This is a genomic window from Achromobacter sp. Marseille-Q4962 (assembly GCF_943737005.1).
Lineage (GTDB): Bacteria > Pseudomonadota > Gammaproteobacteria > Burkholderiales > Burkholderiaceae_B > Achromobacter.
Genome location: NZ_CALSFU010000004.1, coordinates 194,417 through 210,257, shown reverse-complemented (window position 1 = coordinate 210,257; position 15,841 = coordinate 194,417). Strand labels below are relative to the sequence as shown.

Below are 15,841 nucleotides of genomic sequence, written 5' to 3'. Positions count from 1 at the left end.
GCATCATCAGAGAGCGTCCGGCAGCAATACGTACACACCCATCACATCCACGGGCAGGCAGGGGCTGACGCTGTACTGGCCAATGTCCCGGGCGGCTTCGCGCACGCGCTGATGGTCGGCCAGCAGCGCTGCGGCGCGTTGCTCGGCCAGTGCCTGCAACTGCTGTGGATGAGCAGCCAGATAATCCAGCGCGGCGCGCACTTCACGCTGCACGGCCTCGGGCGGCAAGTTGCCGCTGGGGGTGCATTCGAGCAGACGGCTGGCACTGTCATCGGCCAGCCATTGCGGCGTGTTGCGGCCTTGCACGGCCAGGGCCACGGTTTCCTCGGCCATCATCTGGAACGGCTCGCGGCGGCGCACGTAGCTGAGCTGGTGGCGCAGGCGCAGCAGGTAGAGGGTGGTGACGACTTCCACGTCATTGGTCAGCGTGGCGGCGCAACGGGCGGCCAGTGGACGTTCGCCGCCGAGTGCGTCTTCCAGCAGGTGTTGGGCCAGCAAGCCGACCAGCGGATGGCTGCGGTGCAGTTCGCTGAAGTCGATCACCTGGGGTCTGTCTATGCCTTCGTCGGCCAAGCGTTGGCGCAGGGCTTCGGGCAGGTGTTGCGGCAGGAAACGGGCGGTTTGCTTGCGGCCGATTTCCAGTGGCGACCCCAAGCGCACGCTGGCGCTTTGCAGGAAGCGCTGCACGTCAGTCTGGGTGCCCAGGGCCTGCTGCTGCTTGTGCCATTCGGGCAGCACTTCGTCGGGCTTGATGCGGCGCTGGGCAAAGACGGTGCGGTTGGCCTTGGCCTTTTCCAGGGCGTCTTGCCATTGCGCTTGCAGCGGGGCCAGCAACTGTTCGGGTTCGCCAAAGTCGAACGCCGCCTGGGGCGATGCGGCGCGGCTGTCACTGCGTTTCATCAGCGCGGCTTTGACCAGCGCCTGGTTGATGCGGGCTTCGTCCTCGGGCAGAGGCACCAGCACGCCGAGTTCCTTCTGGATGGCCTCGCCTTTGCGCAGGATGACGTTGAGCACGAAGCCATCCACCGGGTTGTCCTGCCCGTAGAGCATGGTGCAGCGCACTTCATCGGCTTGCTGACCGAAACGATCGACGCGGCCTTCGCGCTGTTCGTGGCGAGTGGGGTTCCAGGCCAGATCGTAGTGAACAACAGCGGTGAACAGATGTTGCAGGTTGATGCCTTCGGAGAGGCAGTCGGTGGCGACCAGGATGCGTTGCTCGGCATCCTCCATGTCGTCCACGCGCTCGCGGCGTTCTTCGGGGGTGAGTTCGCCGGTGACGGCATCGACGGTGGCCTTCGGAAAAGCGGCCTTGATGTGTTCGGCCACGTAATGGGCGGTGGCGATGTAGCGGCAGAACACCACCGGGTGGTAGCCATCCTTCACAAGAAGGTCAATATGCCGGATGAGCGCGGCCAGCTTGGGATCACCGGCCTTGCCGGAAAGACGTTGCGCGTCGGCGATCAGGGCTTGCAGGCGCGGCGCGGCATCCTGCACCTGGGCGGGCGGCTCCAGATCACTGCCGGAAAGATCATCGGCCTCGCCATCGTGCAAGCGTTCATCACTGAGAAGGGCGTCGTCAGGCAGGGTTCCTTCCAGCCTCGTGGTCAGGGCCTTGACGGCGGCCGCGGGCGACGATGCCACGCAGCGCAACAATGCCAGGGTGGCGTACCAGATGAGGCGCGCGCCGCCTTGCTGTTCTTGCTGCTCAATGGTTTCAGCCAGTTCGCGGCAGTAATCCTGCACGGCGTCGAAGAACGCGCCCCATTCGCCGCTGAGCTGGTAGGTCAGCTCGGTTTTCATGCGGCGGGGAAAACCTCGTCCGTCATGGGTCTCGGCCTGCCATTCAACGATGTCCTTGCGACGGCGCTGGACGAAGTGGCGCGCCAGTTCCTGACGCAGCGGGTCGGAGGCTGTCATGCGGCCTTGCAAGGCGGCAAAGCGTGGATCGAGCAGCGACAGCAAGTTGTAGAAGGCGGTTTCGTCACCGGAGTGAGGGGTGGCGGTCAGCAGAATCAGGTGTCGCTGCGCGTCACGGGCAAGGCGTTGCAGCAACTCGAAGCGCAATTGCTTGCCCGCGCCGCTGCTGGCGCAGGTGTGGGCCTCGTCAACGATGATGCACTCGGGGGCGGTGGCGAGAAACTGTTCGCGGTGGCGTTCGCTCTTGATGTAGTCCAGGCTGACGACCACCACGGGATGATGGTCGAACAGGCGCGCACCATGCGGAAGGTCGCGTTCGATGCGCGATGCGGATGCCGAGGTCAACGCGATGGCATGCAGGTTGAAACGGGCCTCCAGCTCACGTTGCCATTGTTCGACCAGGTGTGGCGGGCAGAGGATGGCCAGGCGGGCGATTTCGCCACGGTCCATCAGTTCGCGGGCGATCAGACCGGCTTCGATGGTCTTGCCGATGCCCACGTCATCGGCGATCAGCAGGCGCACCGTGGACAGGCGCAAGGCCATCAGCAGCGGCACAAGCTGGTAGCCGCGCGGCTCGACAGCGATGTTGCCGAAGGAGCGGAACGGCCCAGCGCCGGCGCGCAGGGTGAGGCGCAAGGCATCGCGTAGCAACAGCGCGGCGGCGTGGTTGCCGGCGCGTGCGGGATCGGGCCAGTCGAAGGTGGCAGGTTCGACGGGATGCAGTTCCAACTCGGGGATCAGGGCGATGCTTTCGTCATCGGCGCCGCTCAATGGACGCAGGCGCAACCAGTCGCGGCGGGAGTCGCTCTGCACCACCCATTCGCGGCCTCGGGCGCGCACCAGGTTGCCGGGTAGAAAGTCGTGTTCGAGGATCGTCATGCGCCTTTATTCCTTGGAACCGAACACATCGGCGTGCGCGGCGAATTGTTGTGGCCAGCGTGAAGCGTCCGAGAAATCGAGCACCTGCCAGCCTTTGTCCTGCAATACGCTGGCGGTCTGCTCATCCACCGCGGACAGAAACACCAGAGCACGGGATGCCTTGTACTGGGCTGCGGCGATGGCCGCGCCATTGTTGACGGGTACATTGACCGCATCAGGTTGTCTAGCCCCGGCCTGGCGGAGTTCGGACAGCCAGATGTCGAGCAGCTCGTCTTCTGAAGTCGTTGCGGCAACGGTGGCCGGGCTATTCGTTACGGGCTGCACCTGAGCATTGGCCAGCGCGACCAACAGTTTCAGCGCATCCGCATTGCGGCGGTTGATGTGTTCGTGATCCGGCTGGTTGAAGTAGGAGAGCAGGCATTGGTAACAGCCGGCCTCGCATTGATGATTGCCCAGTTCATCGGTCTGCTCCAGCGACGGCAGATCGTCCAGCGTCCAAATGCCACTCTGCGGTTTGCGATGGTGAATCAGTTGCAGGGCATTGCTGGCGACGAGTGCAAGGTCGTCGCGATGGTTTGCCAGGCGTGTGAGCACACCCGCACCGCCTTCCGCCGCTTCGTAGAACAGCAAGGCGCGGCGCTCGTCAGACTTCGGCAGTGGCTCGACCACCAGTTCGGATTCCTCGATCTGGAAGGTCATTTCGATACCGCGCTTGAGCGCGGCCTGCAAAGTGGCCATGGCCTCCAGAGGCAAGGCATGTACGGGAGCGAAGATCAGCAGATTGCGATGATCTTCCACAAAGGGAACGATGCGTTGGTTGGGCACCTTTTCCAGCAAGGCATCGTCGCCGCCCTGGTCGTCTTCCGCATCCGGTGCATCCTGCTTGCTCCAGGTGCCCGTGATGGGGTTGATGTAGAAGCCCAGTTGCTCCTTGTCCTTGCGCCTGCGCCAGCCGCGGTTGATGCGCCAGATTTGCGCAGCGGGCGCGTAGGTGAGCTCGCCCAGCACGTCCTCGCCTTGTTGGATCGTGGCCTTCTGCTGCTGGATACGGCCATCGGGGCCGGGCAGGAAGCGGTAAGTGGTTTGCAGCTCGAAGCCTTGACGCTGGCGCTCCTCGTCGTTGATGGAGATGCGCTCGGTGGCCACGGTCTCCACGGTTTCGATGCGGTAGAGCTCGCGCACCCAATCGTGCTCGGTGAGCAAGGCGTCGCAGTTCTCGCAGCGATTGACCAGCGGCTGTTCGCCGCCCGGCTCGCCGAGATGGCCGTAGCCGCACTGGCTGCACACCAACGAGGCAATGGTGGCCAACTGGCTGTTGCCGGAAATGTGGTCTGTATTGCCTACATTGAGTTTGGCTCGCACCACGCGGTACATGCGGCCCTGGTGATAAATGAGGCTGCGGGGGCCGAATTCGGACAGGGCCAGGAAGCGCGGCCGGCTGACCATGCTGCCTTCGTCATCCTTGCCGTTGACCGTCTGACCTCCACGGGCAGGAATCCAGGCCATCAGCGGCAGGCGCGGGAAGTTGTAGCCGGGCAGGAAGCCCTGGCTGGCCAAGTAGCGATAGGTGTAGAAGTCGTTGTTCTGGCCGTTGCCGGACTTGAGCAACACGGCGTACTGGCGCGCGGCGTCGCCGTAACGGCGCTGGGCATTCTGGCGTTCAGTGTGCGAGGCGGTATGGCTCTTGACGATGCGATCAGCCATATCCATCTGTTGGCGGGTGGCATCGAACAGCACGCGCCAGCGCTCCAGCGCCCCAGAGAACGCTTGCGCCGCGTTGTCGATGACCTGGCGCACATAGTCAGGCGTGAACCAGGCGCTGCCTTCAAGCTCGCCCTCAAGCTGGTTGATGACCCGGTCGGCACTGGCCAAGGCCCGCTGCTGGACAGCCTGCGCCCGCAATGCTTCGTGCAAGGGCTGTTTCAGTGGTTTTCCAGGTTGGTCGAGATCCAGCATGGGCGCAATGCTGTCGTCCAGCGGCACCTGGGTGCTGGCCAGCCAGACCGCTTGCAGATGGCTGTCGATGAGATCGCGGTTGCTCAGGTCGAGGGTTGGCGCGCGCACGACGCCATGCACCATTTGCTCTGCATTGTGGAAGAACCACTGGTCATGCGGACTGAGCGCCGCGCAATAGGTGATGACCAGCGCCTGCTGACCCGAGCGACCCGCACGGCCGCTGCGCTGGGCGTAGTTGGCGGGGGTCGGCGGCACATTGCGCAGGTACACGGTGTTGAGCGCGGAGATATCCACGCCAAGCTCCATCGTGGGGGAGCAGAACATCACCGGCAGACGTTCCAACGGCGCTTCGTGGGCCGGGTTCTGCGCCCAGTCCTGCCTGTCTTTTTCGGTGTAGCGAAAACGCTGCTCCAGCAGTTGCCGGCGTGGCGCATCCACCTGGGCGGTGTGTTCCTGGGCCTCGAAGTCGAACAGCGGATGCGAAGGCTGACGCAGCAGGTCGGCAATGCCGAGATACAAGGTGCGGAAATACTGGTTGATCCGATTGCTATCAGTTTGCGGCTGATCGGCAATCAGGCACCAGTCCAGGGCAGCCGCGTTCAGGCGCCAGCCTGCGAGCTGCGAATCAATGGCATGTTTTTGCACGTAACCATAGTTGCCGGCTGCCTTGAGCATGTATTCGATCAGCTCGACCCACTCAGCATCTTTCCACTGAATGACCTCGCTGGCGCAAGCGCTGTCTCGCCAAAGTTTGTCTGTCTTGATTTGCCGCAGCAGTCGGGAACGTGGACCACCTGTCACCAGGTCGGTGCGCGGCTTGCCCTTGTATTCCGGGCGCTTGCCGAGGATGAGATGGCGGCCGGTATCGAGTTTCTCGTCGGGCGCGAAGGCCCAACGTTCATTCAGGTAGGTGTGGGCGCTGGTGCGTGCCTTGTCCTGCTCGACCGGGTCGAGGTAACGACTTTCCAGGCACAGATGGCGGCGCAAGGTGTCGAACAGTAATTCGAACAGAACTGTCCGTTGCACTGCCGTCAATTTGGTCAAGGTGCTGTTTGCAGCAAAGATGCTGGCGTCGGCGCAAAAGGCATCCAGGTCTCGATAGCGAATCCGCAACAGGCCGAGTTGATCCAGATTCGGATTATTGAAGCGCCAGCCACGCCGCAGATCACGCAGTAGCCGGTAGGCGATGATGAAGCGCAATGTGCGTTGCGCTTCTTGTCGGGCCAGTCCCATGAGTTTGGGGGTGCGCAGATATTCCACCAAGGTGGCTTCATCGACCCCTTGAAAGCCGAGGGCCTTGAATACGCTTTCGGCCAAGTGTTCTTCATCGAGCTGGCCGCCGCTGCCCTGTAGTGCGCCGATCAAGCCGGCGCGCAGCGTGAGCAGGAAAATGAAGTCGTTGAAATGCCCCGCCTGCAGGGCGGCATCCTGGCGGTTGTCGGTAAACCCAAGCAACTTGCGTGGGTCAGGCTGCCCTGGCGCAGGTTCGGAAAGTGCGAACAATTGCTGCAAGGCCGCCAGGGCAATCATGGTCGTGGCCGAGGAGCGGCCTTCGCCGGACAGGCTGGAGAGGCGATTGGCATCCTTGCCGTGGGCTTCGTGTGTCGTGCCGCAGTTCAGGCAGAAGCGGAACTTTCCCGGAATGAACCAGAACTCCGTCCCCGAGCCCGATTGCCCTTTGGCATCGACCGTGACCATATAGGGAACGGCATTCTTGTAGGCTGACTTGACTTTGGGCTCGCTACGGCTGAGGTCGATCCAGGTTTCCGGCAGGTCTTCGAGCAGGCCGCCGTATTGCTGGCCGGGCACCAAAGGGCACAGAAAGCCATAGCTGGCGTCGTCTTCTGCCGCGATGTCGTCGATTTCACGCGGGCTGAAGCTGACCGGTTGCTGCGTGTGCCAGACAGGCAGGTACTCCTGGCCGCAATCGCGGCAGAAGTGCGTGGGGTAAAGCAGCACATTCTCTTGTTGCCGCCCAGGTGCGAAACGCTGGGCATCGAGCGTGACATGGCGCTTACCCCGCTCTTCCAACGTGGTGAGCACCTTGCCCGGTCCACTGATGAACTGGTGCAGCTTGAACGCGAAAGGCGGCCTGCCCTGGGGCGTGCGCACATCATGGGCAGCCACCAGAAAGCGCTGCAGGGCGGTGCGAGCGGCTTCAGGCTGGCAGCCCGCGTCTTCGGCGAGACGGCGGCTTGCCTCTTCCAGCGTCATGGGTCTCGCGCGCCTTGGCGGCTCGTCGGCAGGCAGTTCGATACCCAGGTTCAATTCCACCCAGATGGATAACGGATCATTGCGAAAGGCATCGAAGTCAGCCCAGATATCCTGCTTTCGCGTAACGGCCGCCAGTAGTTCTGTGCGGATGGCGTTGACGTCCTTGAGCGGGTTGGTGACGCGCTCCAAGGTCTCGCCGATGACGTCATGCTCGCTGATCTGGGTGCCAAAAAGTTTGCTGGCCACATCGGCCACCACGCGGTTGCGGTCGGCTTGGCTACCTGTGCTGGACATGGTGGCCGACGTGCCGATGCAGACCAGTTGCTCGGCTTTCAAGCGCTCTCGCAGGCGCCGCACCAGCAAGGCAACGTCCGCCCCTTGACGGCCACGATAGGTATGCAACTCATCCAGCACCAGGAACTCAAGTCCCTCGCAGTGTTCCACCACACGCCGATCCACTTCGTCGAAGCGGGTCAGGATGTACTCCAGCATCATGAAGTTGGTGAGCAGGATATCGGGCGGGTCATCCGCGATGGCGCTGCGTTCCGCCTTGCTTTCCTGGCCGGTGTAGCGCTTGACGGTGAAGGGACGACGCTCTGGCGCATAGCCATGCAGAAACTTGTCGAGTTCTTCCAGCTGACTGTTGGCCAGGGCATTCATCGGGTAGATGACAATGGCCCTGGTACGTGCTTTGCCATCGGATTGCTTGGCCTTGAGAATGCGGTCGATGATCGGGATGAAAAAGGACAGGGACTTCCCCGACCCCGTTCCGGTCGTGACCACATAGCTTTGGCGTTCCTGGCCTTTGGCCAAGGCTTCCATCTGGTGCTTGTAAAGATGCAGGGGTTCTGGCGAACCTTCAGACTTCCCGACCTGGAAGATCTCTGCGCAGGCAGCATGCAAGACCCCCTGTGCCGCCAGGTTCTGCACCGTGCCCTTGCGTTGGTAATTCGGGTTGATCTGTACCAGCGGCTCAGGCCAGTAGCGGCCTTGCGCATATTGATGCTCGACCTCGGCCTGGATATCAGGCGCAGCGATGCGAACAAAACTGCGGGAAAAGCTGCCGTATCGTTCGATGAGCTGATCGCGGAACTGGAAAACGTTATCCATGGAGAGTCCTCACTGATCCATCTTGTGGCCAATCGCCAGAACCGCTGTACTACCGGAGGTGCCTGCTGTGATGCGCTTCCATTTCGCCCCCCGCCCCTTGCCGGTCGATTCGATCAACCCCTCTGATTTCATCGCTCGCAGCACCAGCCGCACCATGTCCCGGCTCACACCCGGGCAGGCTTCTTCAATCTCGGAAATCGAAAACGGCAGGGTGCGCCCCAGAACTTCCGTCCTCACCCGGTCGCCTTTGCTGCCGCGGCCACGCTCGATGGTGCCGACACGCTCCTCGAACTCACGGTAGGCCCGTAGCAAGGCACCCCAGAAGTAGTCGAGCCAGGGTTTGACGTCATGCTGCCCTTGGTGCCAGCCCTGAGAGCTGGCTTCCAGCGTCTCGTAATAACCTTCCTTGGTGTCCTCGAAGATGCGTTCGAGACTGATATAGCGCCCCACGGCATAGTCGAAGTGGTAGAGCAGCAGCAAGGTCAGCAAGCGGGACATGCGGCCGTTGCCGTCAGGGAAGGGATGGATGCACAGGAAGTCGAGCATCGCCAGCGGCACCAGTACCAGAGGGTCGGCCAGGTGCTGGTCCAGGGCGGTGGCGTAGCGGCCAGTCAGATCGGCCATGGCCATGGGTGTCAGGTGCGCAGCCACTGGTGGGAAGCGCAGACACGACGTGCCGTCAGGGTGGCGTTCGATGATGTCGTTATTGGTAGCCTTCCAGCGCCCGCCCGCCTGCGGCATATAGCGGTACAGCAGGGTGTGCAGTTGCAGCACTACGCCCTCGCTGAAGGGCATGTGCGCGGCCGATTCGTGGATCAGCGCCAGGGCATCACGGTAGCCGGCGATCTCCTGCTCCGACCGGTTCTTTGGTGTTGCGTTGCGGATGACCAGGGACTTCAACCGCGAGGGTGCGACGACAACGCCTTCCAGCCGGTTGGACGATTCGTTGGACTCCACCACCGCGATCTGGCGTAGCCCTTTGAGGGCTTCGGGCGACTGCGCTACGTAGAGCTGCTGCTTGCCCTGGTACTCGCCCAGTGTGCGCAACGTGGCGGCCTGGGTGCCATCGAAGCGAAGCGCGTCAAGGTACTCGGGTGTGAGCGAGTGCATGGAAAGGCAAGTCCAGGCTGTGTAAATGGGGTAATTGTACCCTTTAAATAGGGCATTGAATATGGAAAATACCCTATTCTATCGTTTGATTACCTCCATTTCCTGAGCGCAAAACAGGCCATGAGAGTCTTGCGCAGCAAGCATGGCTAACCGGAGCTCCCAAGGCAGTTGTCAACCAATGGTTGATAACTGCCCCGACAGCAAGGATCAGAACGCAAAGGGAAGGCAAGGGAATGGCGCCCAAGGGACAACGGCCCTACCCGGAAAAGGCCCCCTTAAGCCGAAGCGGCACCGATCACCAAATTCCCCGACGGCGCCAGCCCGTCGATGTAGTCCGACCACGCCTGCAACATCTCTCGCCTTTGCTCGGCGTACTCCGCCCGATTGTAGACGCCGCGCACGCCGCCGATGGTGTGGTTCAGCGCCTTTTCCACCACATCCGAAGGCCAGCCCTGCTCATGCAACAAGGTCGAAGCAGTGCGCCGAAGGTCATGGATGGTGAAGGCGGGAATCTCCTGCCCCTGCAATGACACCTTCAGTGCCTGGTTCAGCGCGTTGCTGGCGAAGGGCTTGGCCAGGGTGCCACGCCCTGGCAGCACCCAGACGCTGCTGCTGGCCAGCGGCTTGAGTTCCTTGAACAGTGTCTGCGCCTGGATGGACAGGTAGACGATGTGCGGTTTGCCGGTCTTGGAGTTCTCAACCGGGATGTGCCATTCGCCTTCGTCCAGATGCACGTCCTTCCACTGCGCCAGCATCAGCTCGGACTTGCGCACCAGCGTCATCAGGATCAACTGGAAGGCGATCTTGAACTGGCGGCGGATGTTGGAGGTCTGCATGGCGCGCAGGAACAGCTTGATTTCTTCCGGTGTCAGTGCCCGATCACGAGCGACTGAACGGTAGACGTGCCGCATCGGCAAGGCCATCACCGGGTTGGACTGTACCAGCCCGCAGGTCAGCGCGTAGTCGAACATGCGCTTGAGCAGGCCACGCACCTGACCAGCAGCGGCGTCGAAGCCTTGTTCTTTCTTGCGCCAGATGACGCCGCGCACGTCCTCGGCGGTAATGTCCCGGACCGGCTTGCTGCCGATGTGGGGCAGGATGTCCTTTTCTAGGTAGCGGCGCGGCATGGTCACGTCCTTGCGGTCGCGTGACTGGATATCCTTGAAGAAGCGTTCGGCGAAGTTGGCCACGGTGGCGTCTTCTGCACCAGCCACCTTGGCTTGCTGTTTCTTCTTTGCTGGCGATTCGCCCATTGCTACTTGCTGGGCCGCCTCATCCCGTTTCAGGCGAGCATTCTTCAGAGTCAGCGCGGGGTATTTGCCCAGCGTCAGCTTCTCGTACTTGCCATTCAGGCGGTAGCGGTAACGCCAGACGATGCCCCCGGTCGGGAAGACTTCCACATGAAGCCCCCGATCGTCGGTGACCGTGTAGGTCTTGTCTCTGGGCTTGAGCGCCTTGAGTGCGTTGTCGGTCAGTGCCATCTCATCCTCCGTATGTCCAAGTAGAGGGAAGAAAGCAATAAACCCGCTACTTGGAACTAAACTTGGACATAAAAGTGAGTGGCTTTGACTGTATCACCGAATCACTCAGTAGACAAAAATCCCTTTATTTATGCGGATTACAGGCGTATCAGCAGACATCAATGGACGTCCATGGACCCCACCTCACTTCCCGATGCAGAAACTCGAAAAAATCTCCCCCAGCAAATCATCGCTGGTGAATTTCCCCGTGATCGCCGACAGGCTTTCATGGGCGAGCCGAAGCTCTTCGGCGAAGAGGTCGAGCACGCGGTCGTCCTGACTGGCGTGTTCGGCGGCGATGTCCAGGTGCTCGGCGGCCTGGCGCAGGGCGAGGAGGTGGCGTTCGCGGGCGAGCCAGGGGGATTCGGCGCCGGGGTTCCAGCCGGCGATTTTGAGGAGTTCGGCGCGCAGGGCGTCCAGGCCCTGGCCGCTCTTGGCGGAGATGCCGAGCTCGCCCGGCCCTGGGGAAAAGGGTGTGGATAATGATGTGGATAAGAGGTCGATCTTGTTATAGACCTTGAGCACGGGGGTGTGAGCCGGCAGGCGGGCGGTGATCTGGGCGTCGAGCTCGCCGCCGGGCTGGGTGGCGTCCTGCAGGTGCAGGATGAGGTCGGCGCGTTCGATTTCCTGCCAGGTGCGGGCGATGCCGATGCTTTCGACGGTGTCGTCGGTGTCGCGCAGGCCGGCGGTGTCGACGATGTGCAGCGGCACGCCGTCGATGTGGATTTCCTGGACGACCTTGTCGCGGGTGGTGCCGGCGATGGGGGTGACGATGGCGATGTCGTCGCCGGCCAGCGCGTTGAGCAGGCTGGATTTGCCGACGTTGGGCTGCCCGGCCAGGACGACGTGCAGGCCCTCGCGCAGGATGACGCCCTGGCGGGCCTGGGCGATGAGGTGGCCGAGGTCGGCGGCGAGCGCGTCCAGCGTGGGGCGGGCCTGGTATTTTTCGAGGAAGTCGATTTCTTCCTCGGGGAAGTCCAGGGTGGCCTCGACCAGCATGCGCAGGTGGATGATGCGCTCGGAAAGCGCATTGACGCGGCGGGAGAATTCGCCGGAGAGCGAGGCCACGGCGCCGCGGGCCGCGGCGGCGGAGGAGGCGTCGATGAGGTCGGCGACGGCCTCGGCCTGGGCGAGGTCCATGCGGTCGTTGAGGAATGCCCGGCGGGTGAATTCGCCGGGCTCGGCGAGCCGGATGCCGAGGTCGCGGCCGGCGGCCAGGCAGTGTTCAAGCACGCGGCGCAACACGGCGGGGCCGCCGTGGCCCTGGAGTTCGAGCACGTCTTCGCCCGTGTAGGAATGCGGGGCGCGGAAATAGAGCGCGATGCCTTCGTCCAGCAGTTCTCCCGCGTCGTTCCTGAACGGCAGGTAGTAGGCGTGGCGCGGGGCGAGGTCGCGCTGGAAGAGGCGCCGAACCAGCCCGGTGAGGTCCGCCCCGGAGACGCGCACGACGCCGATTCCTCCCCGGCCTGGTGCAGTGGCGATGGCGGCGATGGGGGCTTGGGCGGACATAGGGGGCGGATCAGAATCAGGGGTGATAACAATAAGGGAATATAACGGGTTGCGCCGTGCCTTGTTTGGTGGTTAATGTGGGCCCAGCTTCACAATTCGAAACCATCCAGGGAGATCACAATGGCATCTCGGTTTTCGCGTGTGGTGGCCTGTGGCGCAGCCGCAGTGGCTATGGCCTGGGGCGCGGCGGGTCCGGCCGCGGCCCGCGATCTGGTGATCGGATTGAAGACGGAGCCGTCTTCGATGGATCCGCAGTATCACGCCCTCACGCCGAACACGCAGATCTCCCAGACGATTTTCGATACGCTGGTGGCCACGGATTCCCAGCTCAAGCCCGTGCCGGCGCTGGCGGAGTCCTGGACGGTGGACGGCAAGGTCTGGACGTTCAAGCTGCGGCCCAATGTGAAGTTCTCCGACGGCACGCCGTTTACCGCGGAAGACGTGGTGTTCACGTACGACCGCGTGCCGAAGGTGCCCAACAGCCCCTCGCCTTTCACGCTGTATCTCGCGGACGTGGCCAAGACCGAGGCGGTGGACCCGACGACGGTGCGCATTACCACCAAGCAGCTCGCGCCCAATCTGCTGGTGAACCTGGCGCAGCTTCCGATCCTGTCGAAGAAGGCGGCCTCGGGGCCCGCGCCGGAAGGCAAGACGACCACCGAGCTCAACAGCGGCGACGGCCTGGTCGGCACCGGGCCGTACAAGTTCGTGTCGTGGAAGCGCGGCGCGGAGTTCGTGCTGGCGCGCAATGACAATTACTGGGGCAAGAAGCCGGTGTGGGACAAGGTGATCTATCGTCCCATTACCAATGCGGCGGCGCGCGTGGCGGCGCTGCTGGCGGGCGATGTGGACCTGATCGAGGATCCGCCCACCGACGACCTGCCCAAGCTGAAGGCCGACAAGAAGCTGCACGTGGAGGAAACGCCTTCGGTGCGCGTGGTGTATGTGGCGCTGGACCAATATGCCGAGCCGTCGCCGGGCATCCAGGGTACGGAAAAGAACCCGCTGAAGGACAAGCGCGTGCGCGAGGCGCTGTCGATGGCGATCAACCGCCAGGCGCTGGTGGACCGTGTGATGGGCGGCGTGGCGCTGCCGGCCGGCAATCTGCTGCCCTATCCCATGTTCGGCACGTCCAAGGAACATTCCAAGGCGCCCAAGCCCGACGTGGAAAAGGCCAAGGCGCTGCTCAAGGAGGCCGGCTATCCGAATGGCTTCTCGATTACGCTGGGGGCGCCGTCGGGACGCTACGTGAACGATTCCAAGGTGGCGCAGGCGATCGCCTCCATGTGGACGCGGGTCGGGGTGAAGACCACGGTGGACGCGATGGCGCCTCCGGTCTTTTTCAAGAACCGCGACAGCTACCAGTTCTCTGCCTACCTGGCCGGCTGGTCGGCGACCAGCGGCGAAATGTCGAATCCGCTGCGTTCGCTGCTCATGACGCGCAACCCCGACGCGGGAGAAGGCACGACCAACCGCAGCCGCTATTCGAATCCGAAGATGGACGATCTGGTGCGCGAAGCCTCGGCCACCATGGACGACGCCAAGCGCGCGCAGATGCTGGCCACGGCCAGCAATATGGCGATGGACGATTACGCCATGCTGCCCATCCACTTCGAGCTGTCGGTCTGGGCAATGAAGAACGACATCCGCTACGAGGGCCGTCCCGACCAGGTCACGCTGGCGGCCAATGCCACGCTGAAGAAATAGGCGGGACGGACGTTTATTCGTGCTTGCGACGATCGTAAGAAGGCTGCTGCAGACCATCGTCGTCATGCTCGTCATGTCGGCGCTGGTCTTCGTCGGCATCTACATGGTGGGCGATCCGGTGTCGATGCTGGCCAGCCCGGAAGCCACGGAAGCGCAGCGCGCCGCCATCCGCGCCTCGCTGGGCCTGGACCTGCCGCTCTGGCGGCAGTACCTGATTTTCATGAGCCAGGCGGTGCGCGGCGATTTCGGCAATAGTTTCCTCACGGGCGAGCCGGCCATGCGGCTCATCCTGGAGCGCATGCCGGCCACGGTGGAACTGGCCACGGTGGCCATGCTGCTGTCGGTGCTGATCGGGGTGCCGCTGGGCATACGGGCAGGGCTCAAGCCCAAGGCGCCGGCGTCGCGTCTCATCATGACCGGCTCGGTGCTGGGGTTTTCCCTGCCCAATTTCTGGGTCGGCCTCATGGTCATCATGATTTTCGCGGTGATGCTGGGCTGGGTGCCGGCCGGCGGCCGGGGCGATACGGTGGACATCGGCGGACTGCAGCTCAGTGTGCTGACGCTGGACGGCTGGAAGAGCCTGGCGCTGCCCGCGGCCACGCTTGCGTTCGCCAAGAGCGCGGTCATCATCCGCGTGACGCGCGCCGCCACGCGGGAGTCGCTGCCCATGGATTACATCAAGTTCGCGCGCGCCAAGGGCCTGTCCGAAGGCCGGGTGCTGGGCGTGCACCTGCTGAAGAACATCCTGATTCCGGTGGTGACCGTGGCCGGGCTGGAATTCGGTCAGGTGATGGCCTTCGCGGTGGTGACGGAAACGGTGTTCCGCTGGCCCGGCATGGGCAAGCTGCTCATCGATTCCATCATCACGCTGGACCGTCCGGTGGTGGTGGCGTATCTGCTGCTGATCGTGTTTTTCCTGGTCATGCTGAATCTCGTGGTGGACATCATCTACACGGTGCTGGATCCCCGCGTTCGCCTGGATAGCCGACGATGAACCAACCCGCCGTTCCCGCCGCCGAAGCGCCGGCCGCGCCCGAGGTTCCGCCGTGGCGCCGCGTTGCCGGCGATTTCTTCGCCAGCAAGCTTGCGGTGCTGGGGCTGGCGATGCTGGTCGTCGTCGTGGGCGCCGCGCTGCTGGCGCCCTGGATCGCGCCGCAGAATCCCTACGACCTCGCCTCGCTGGACATCCTGGACTCCAAGCTGCCGCCGGGCAGCGAGAGCGGCGACGGCGCCATGCGCTACTGGCTGGGCACCGACGGCCTGGCGCGCGATCTGTTCTCGGCGATTCTCTACGGCATGCGCACCAGCCTGCTGGTGGCCAGCGTGTCGGTGCTGGCCGCCTTCGGCATCGGCGCGACGGTGGGTCTGATCGCGGCTTATTTCGGCGGCCGCATCGACGCGCTGCTGATGCGCATTGTGGATATCCAGCTTTCCTTTCCGGCCATCCTGGTGGCGCTGATGCTGCTGGCCATCCTGGGCAAGGGTGTGGACAAGGTGATCATCGCGCTCATTGTCGTGCAATGGGCGTATTTCGCGCGGGCGGCCCGCGGCGCCGCGCTGGTGGAGCGGGGCAAGGAATACGTGGAGGCGGCGCGCTGCATGTCCCTGTCCTGGGGGCGGGTGCTGTTCAGGCACGTGCTGCCCAATTGCATGCCGCCGCTCATCGTCATCGCCACTATCGACCTGGCGCATGCCATCGCGCTGGAAGCCACCCTCTCCTTTCTGGGCGTGGGGGTGCCGGTGACGGAGCCCTCGCTGGGCATGCTGATCTACAACGGCTTCGAGTACCTGCTTTCCGGACAGTACTGGATTTCCTTCTTCCCGGGCATCGCGCTGGCGCTGGCCATTATCGCCATCAACCTGGTGGGCGATCACCTGCGCGACGTGCTCAATCCGCGCAATGTGAACTGAGGGGGAGG

The 15,841-nt window shown here is 63.2% G+C and carries 8 protein-coding genes; 3 read left to right on the top strand and 5 right to left on the bottom strand.

Features of this window, described 5'->3' with window-relative positions:
• Nucleotides 1-6: 6 nt before the first annotated feature.
• The 5 genes from NGJ44_RS05075 to mnmE all read right to left on the bottom strand — a co-directional run bounded on the left by NGJ44_RS05075 (nt 7) and on the right by mnmE (nt 12,215).
• The gene (locus tag NGJ44_RS05075) at nt 7-2,796 is read right to left on the bottom strand and encodes a DUF8741 domain-containing protein (RefSeq protein WP_223084748.1); all 2,790 of its coding nucleotides are present in this window, start codon (nt 2,794-2,796) and stop codon (nt 7-9) included.
• Nucleotides 2,797-2,802: 6 nt separating this feature from the next.
• On the bottom strand, nt 2,803-8,076 hold the full coding sequence (locus NGJ44_RS05070; RefSeq protein WP_074856709.1) for a DEAD/DEAH box helicase family protein: 5,274 nt from the start codon (nt 8,074-8,076) through the stop codon (nt 2,803-2,805).
• A gap of 9 nt (nt 8,077-8,085) precedes the next feature.
• Entirely contained in the window at nt 8,086-9,186 is a 1,101-nt protein-coding gene (locus tag NGJ44_RS05065; RefSeq protein ID WP_074856712.1) for a Fic family protein, read from the bottom strand.
• Between the two features lie 275 nt (nt 9,187-9,461).
• Nucleotides 9,462-10,667: a tyrosine-type recombinase/integrase gene (locus NGJ44_RS05060; protein ID WP_074856715.1), complete on the bottom strand. Its 1,206-nt coding sequence runs from the start codon at nt 10,665-10,667 to the stop codon at nt 9,462-9,464.
• 183 nt (nt 10,668-10,850) lie between these two features.
• The gene (mnmE, locus tag NGJ44_RS05055) at nt 10,851-12,215 is read right to left on the bottom strand and encodes a tRNA uridine-5-carboxymethylaminomethyl(34) synthesis GTPase MnmE (protein WP_053244400.1); all 1,365 of its coding nucleotides are present in this window, start codon (nt 12,213-12,215) and stop codon (nt 10,851-10,853) included.
• A 120-nt stretch (nt 12,216-12,335) separates the two neighbouring features.
• On the opposite strand from mnmE, the gene NGJ44_RS05050 reads away from it, so the two are divergent.
• Genes NGJ44_RS05050 through NGJ44_RS05040 form a run of 3 tightly spaced genes read left to right on the top strand, consistent with a single transcriptional unit; the run spans nt 12,336 to nt 15,833 of the window.
• Nucleotides 12,336-13,922: an ABC transporter substrate-binding protein gene (locus NGJ44_RS05050; RefSeq protein ID WP_251863288.1), complete on the top strand. Its 1,587-nt coding sequence runs from the start codon at nt 12,336-12,338 to the stop codon at nt 13,920-13,922.
• Between the two features lie 19 nt (nt 13,923-13,941).
• Nucleotides 13,942-14,916, top strand: a complete 975-nt coding sequence (locus NGJ44_RS05045; protein ID WP_251863287.1) for an ABC transporter permease — start codon at nt 13,942-13,944, stop codon at nt 14,914-14,916.
• A complete protein-coding gene (locus tag NGJ44_RS05040; protein ID WP_353506946.1) occupies nt 14,913-15,833 on the top strand; it encodes an ABC transporter permease in 921 nt (306 codons plus the stop codon). The genes NGJ44_RS05045 and NGJ44_RS05040 overlap by 4 nt, the downstream gene beginning before the upstream one ends.
• Nucleotides 15,834-15,841 lie beyond the last annotated feature (8 nt).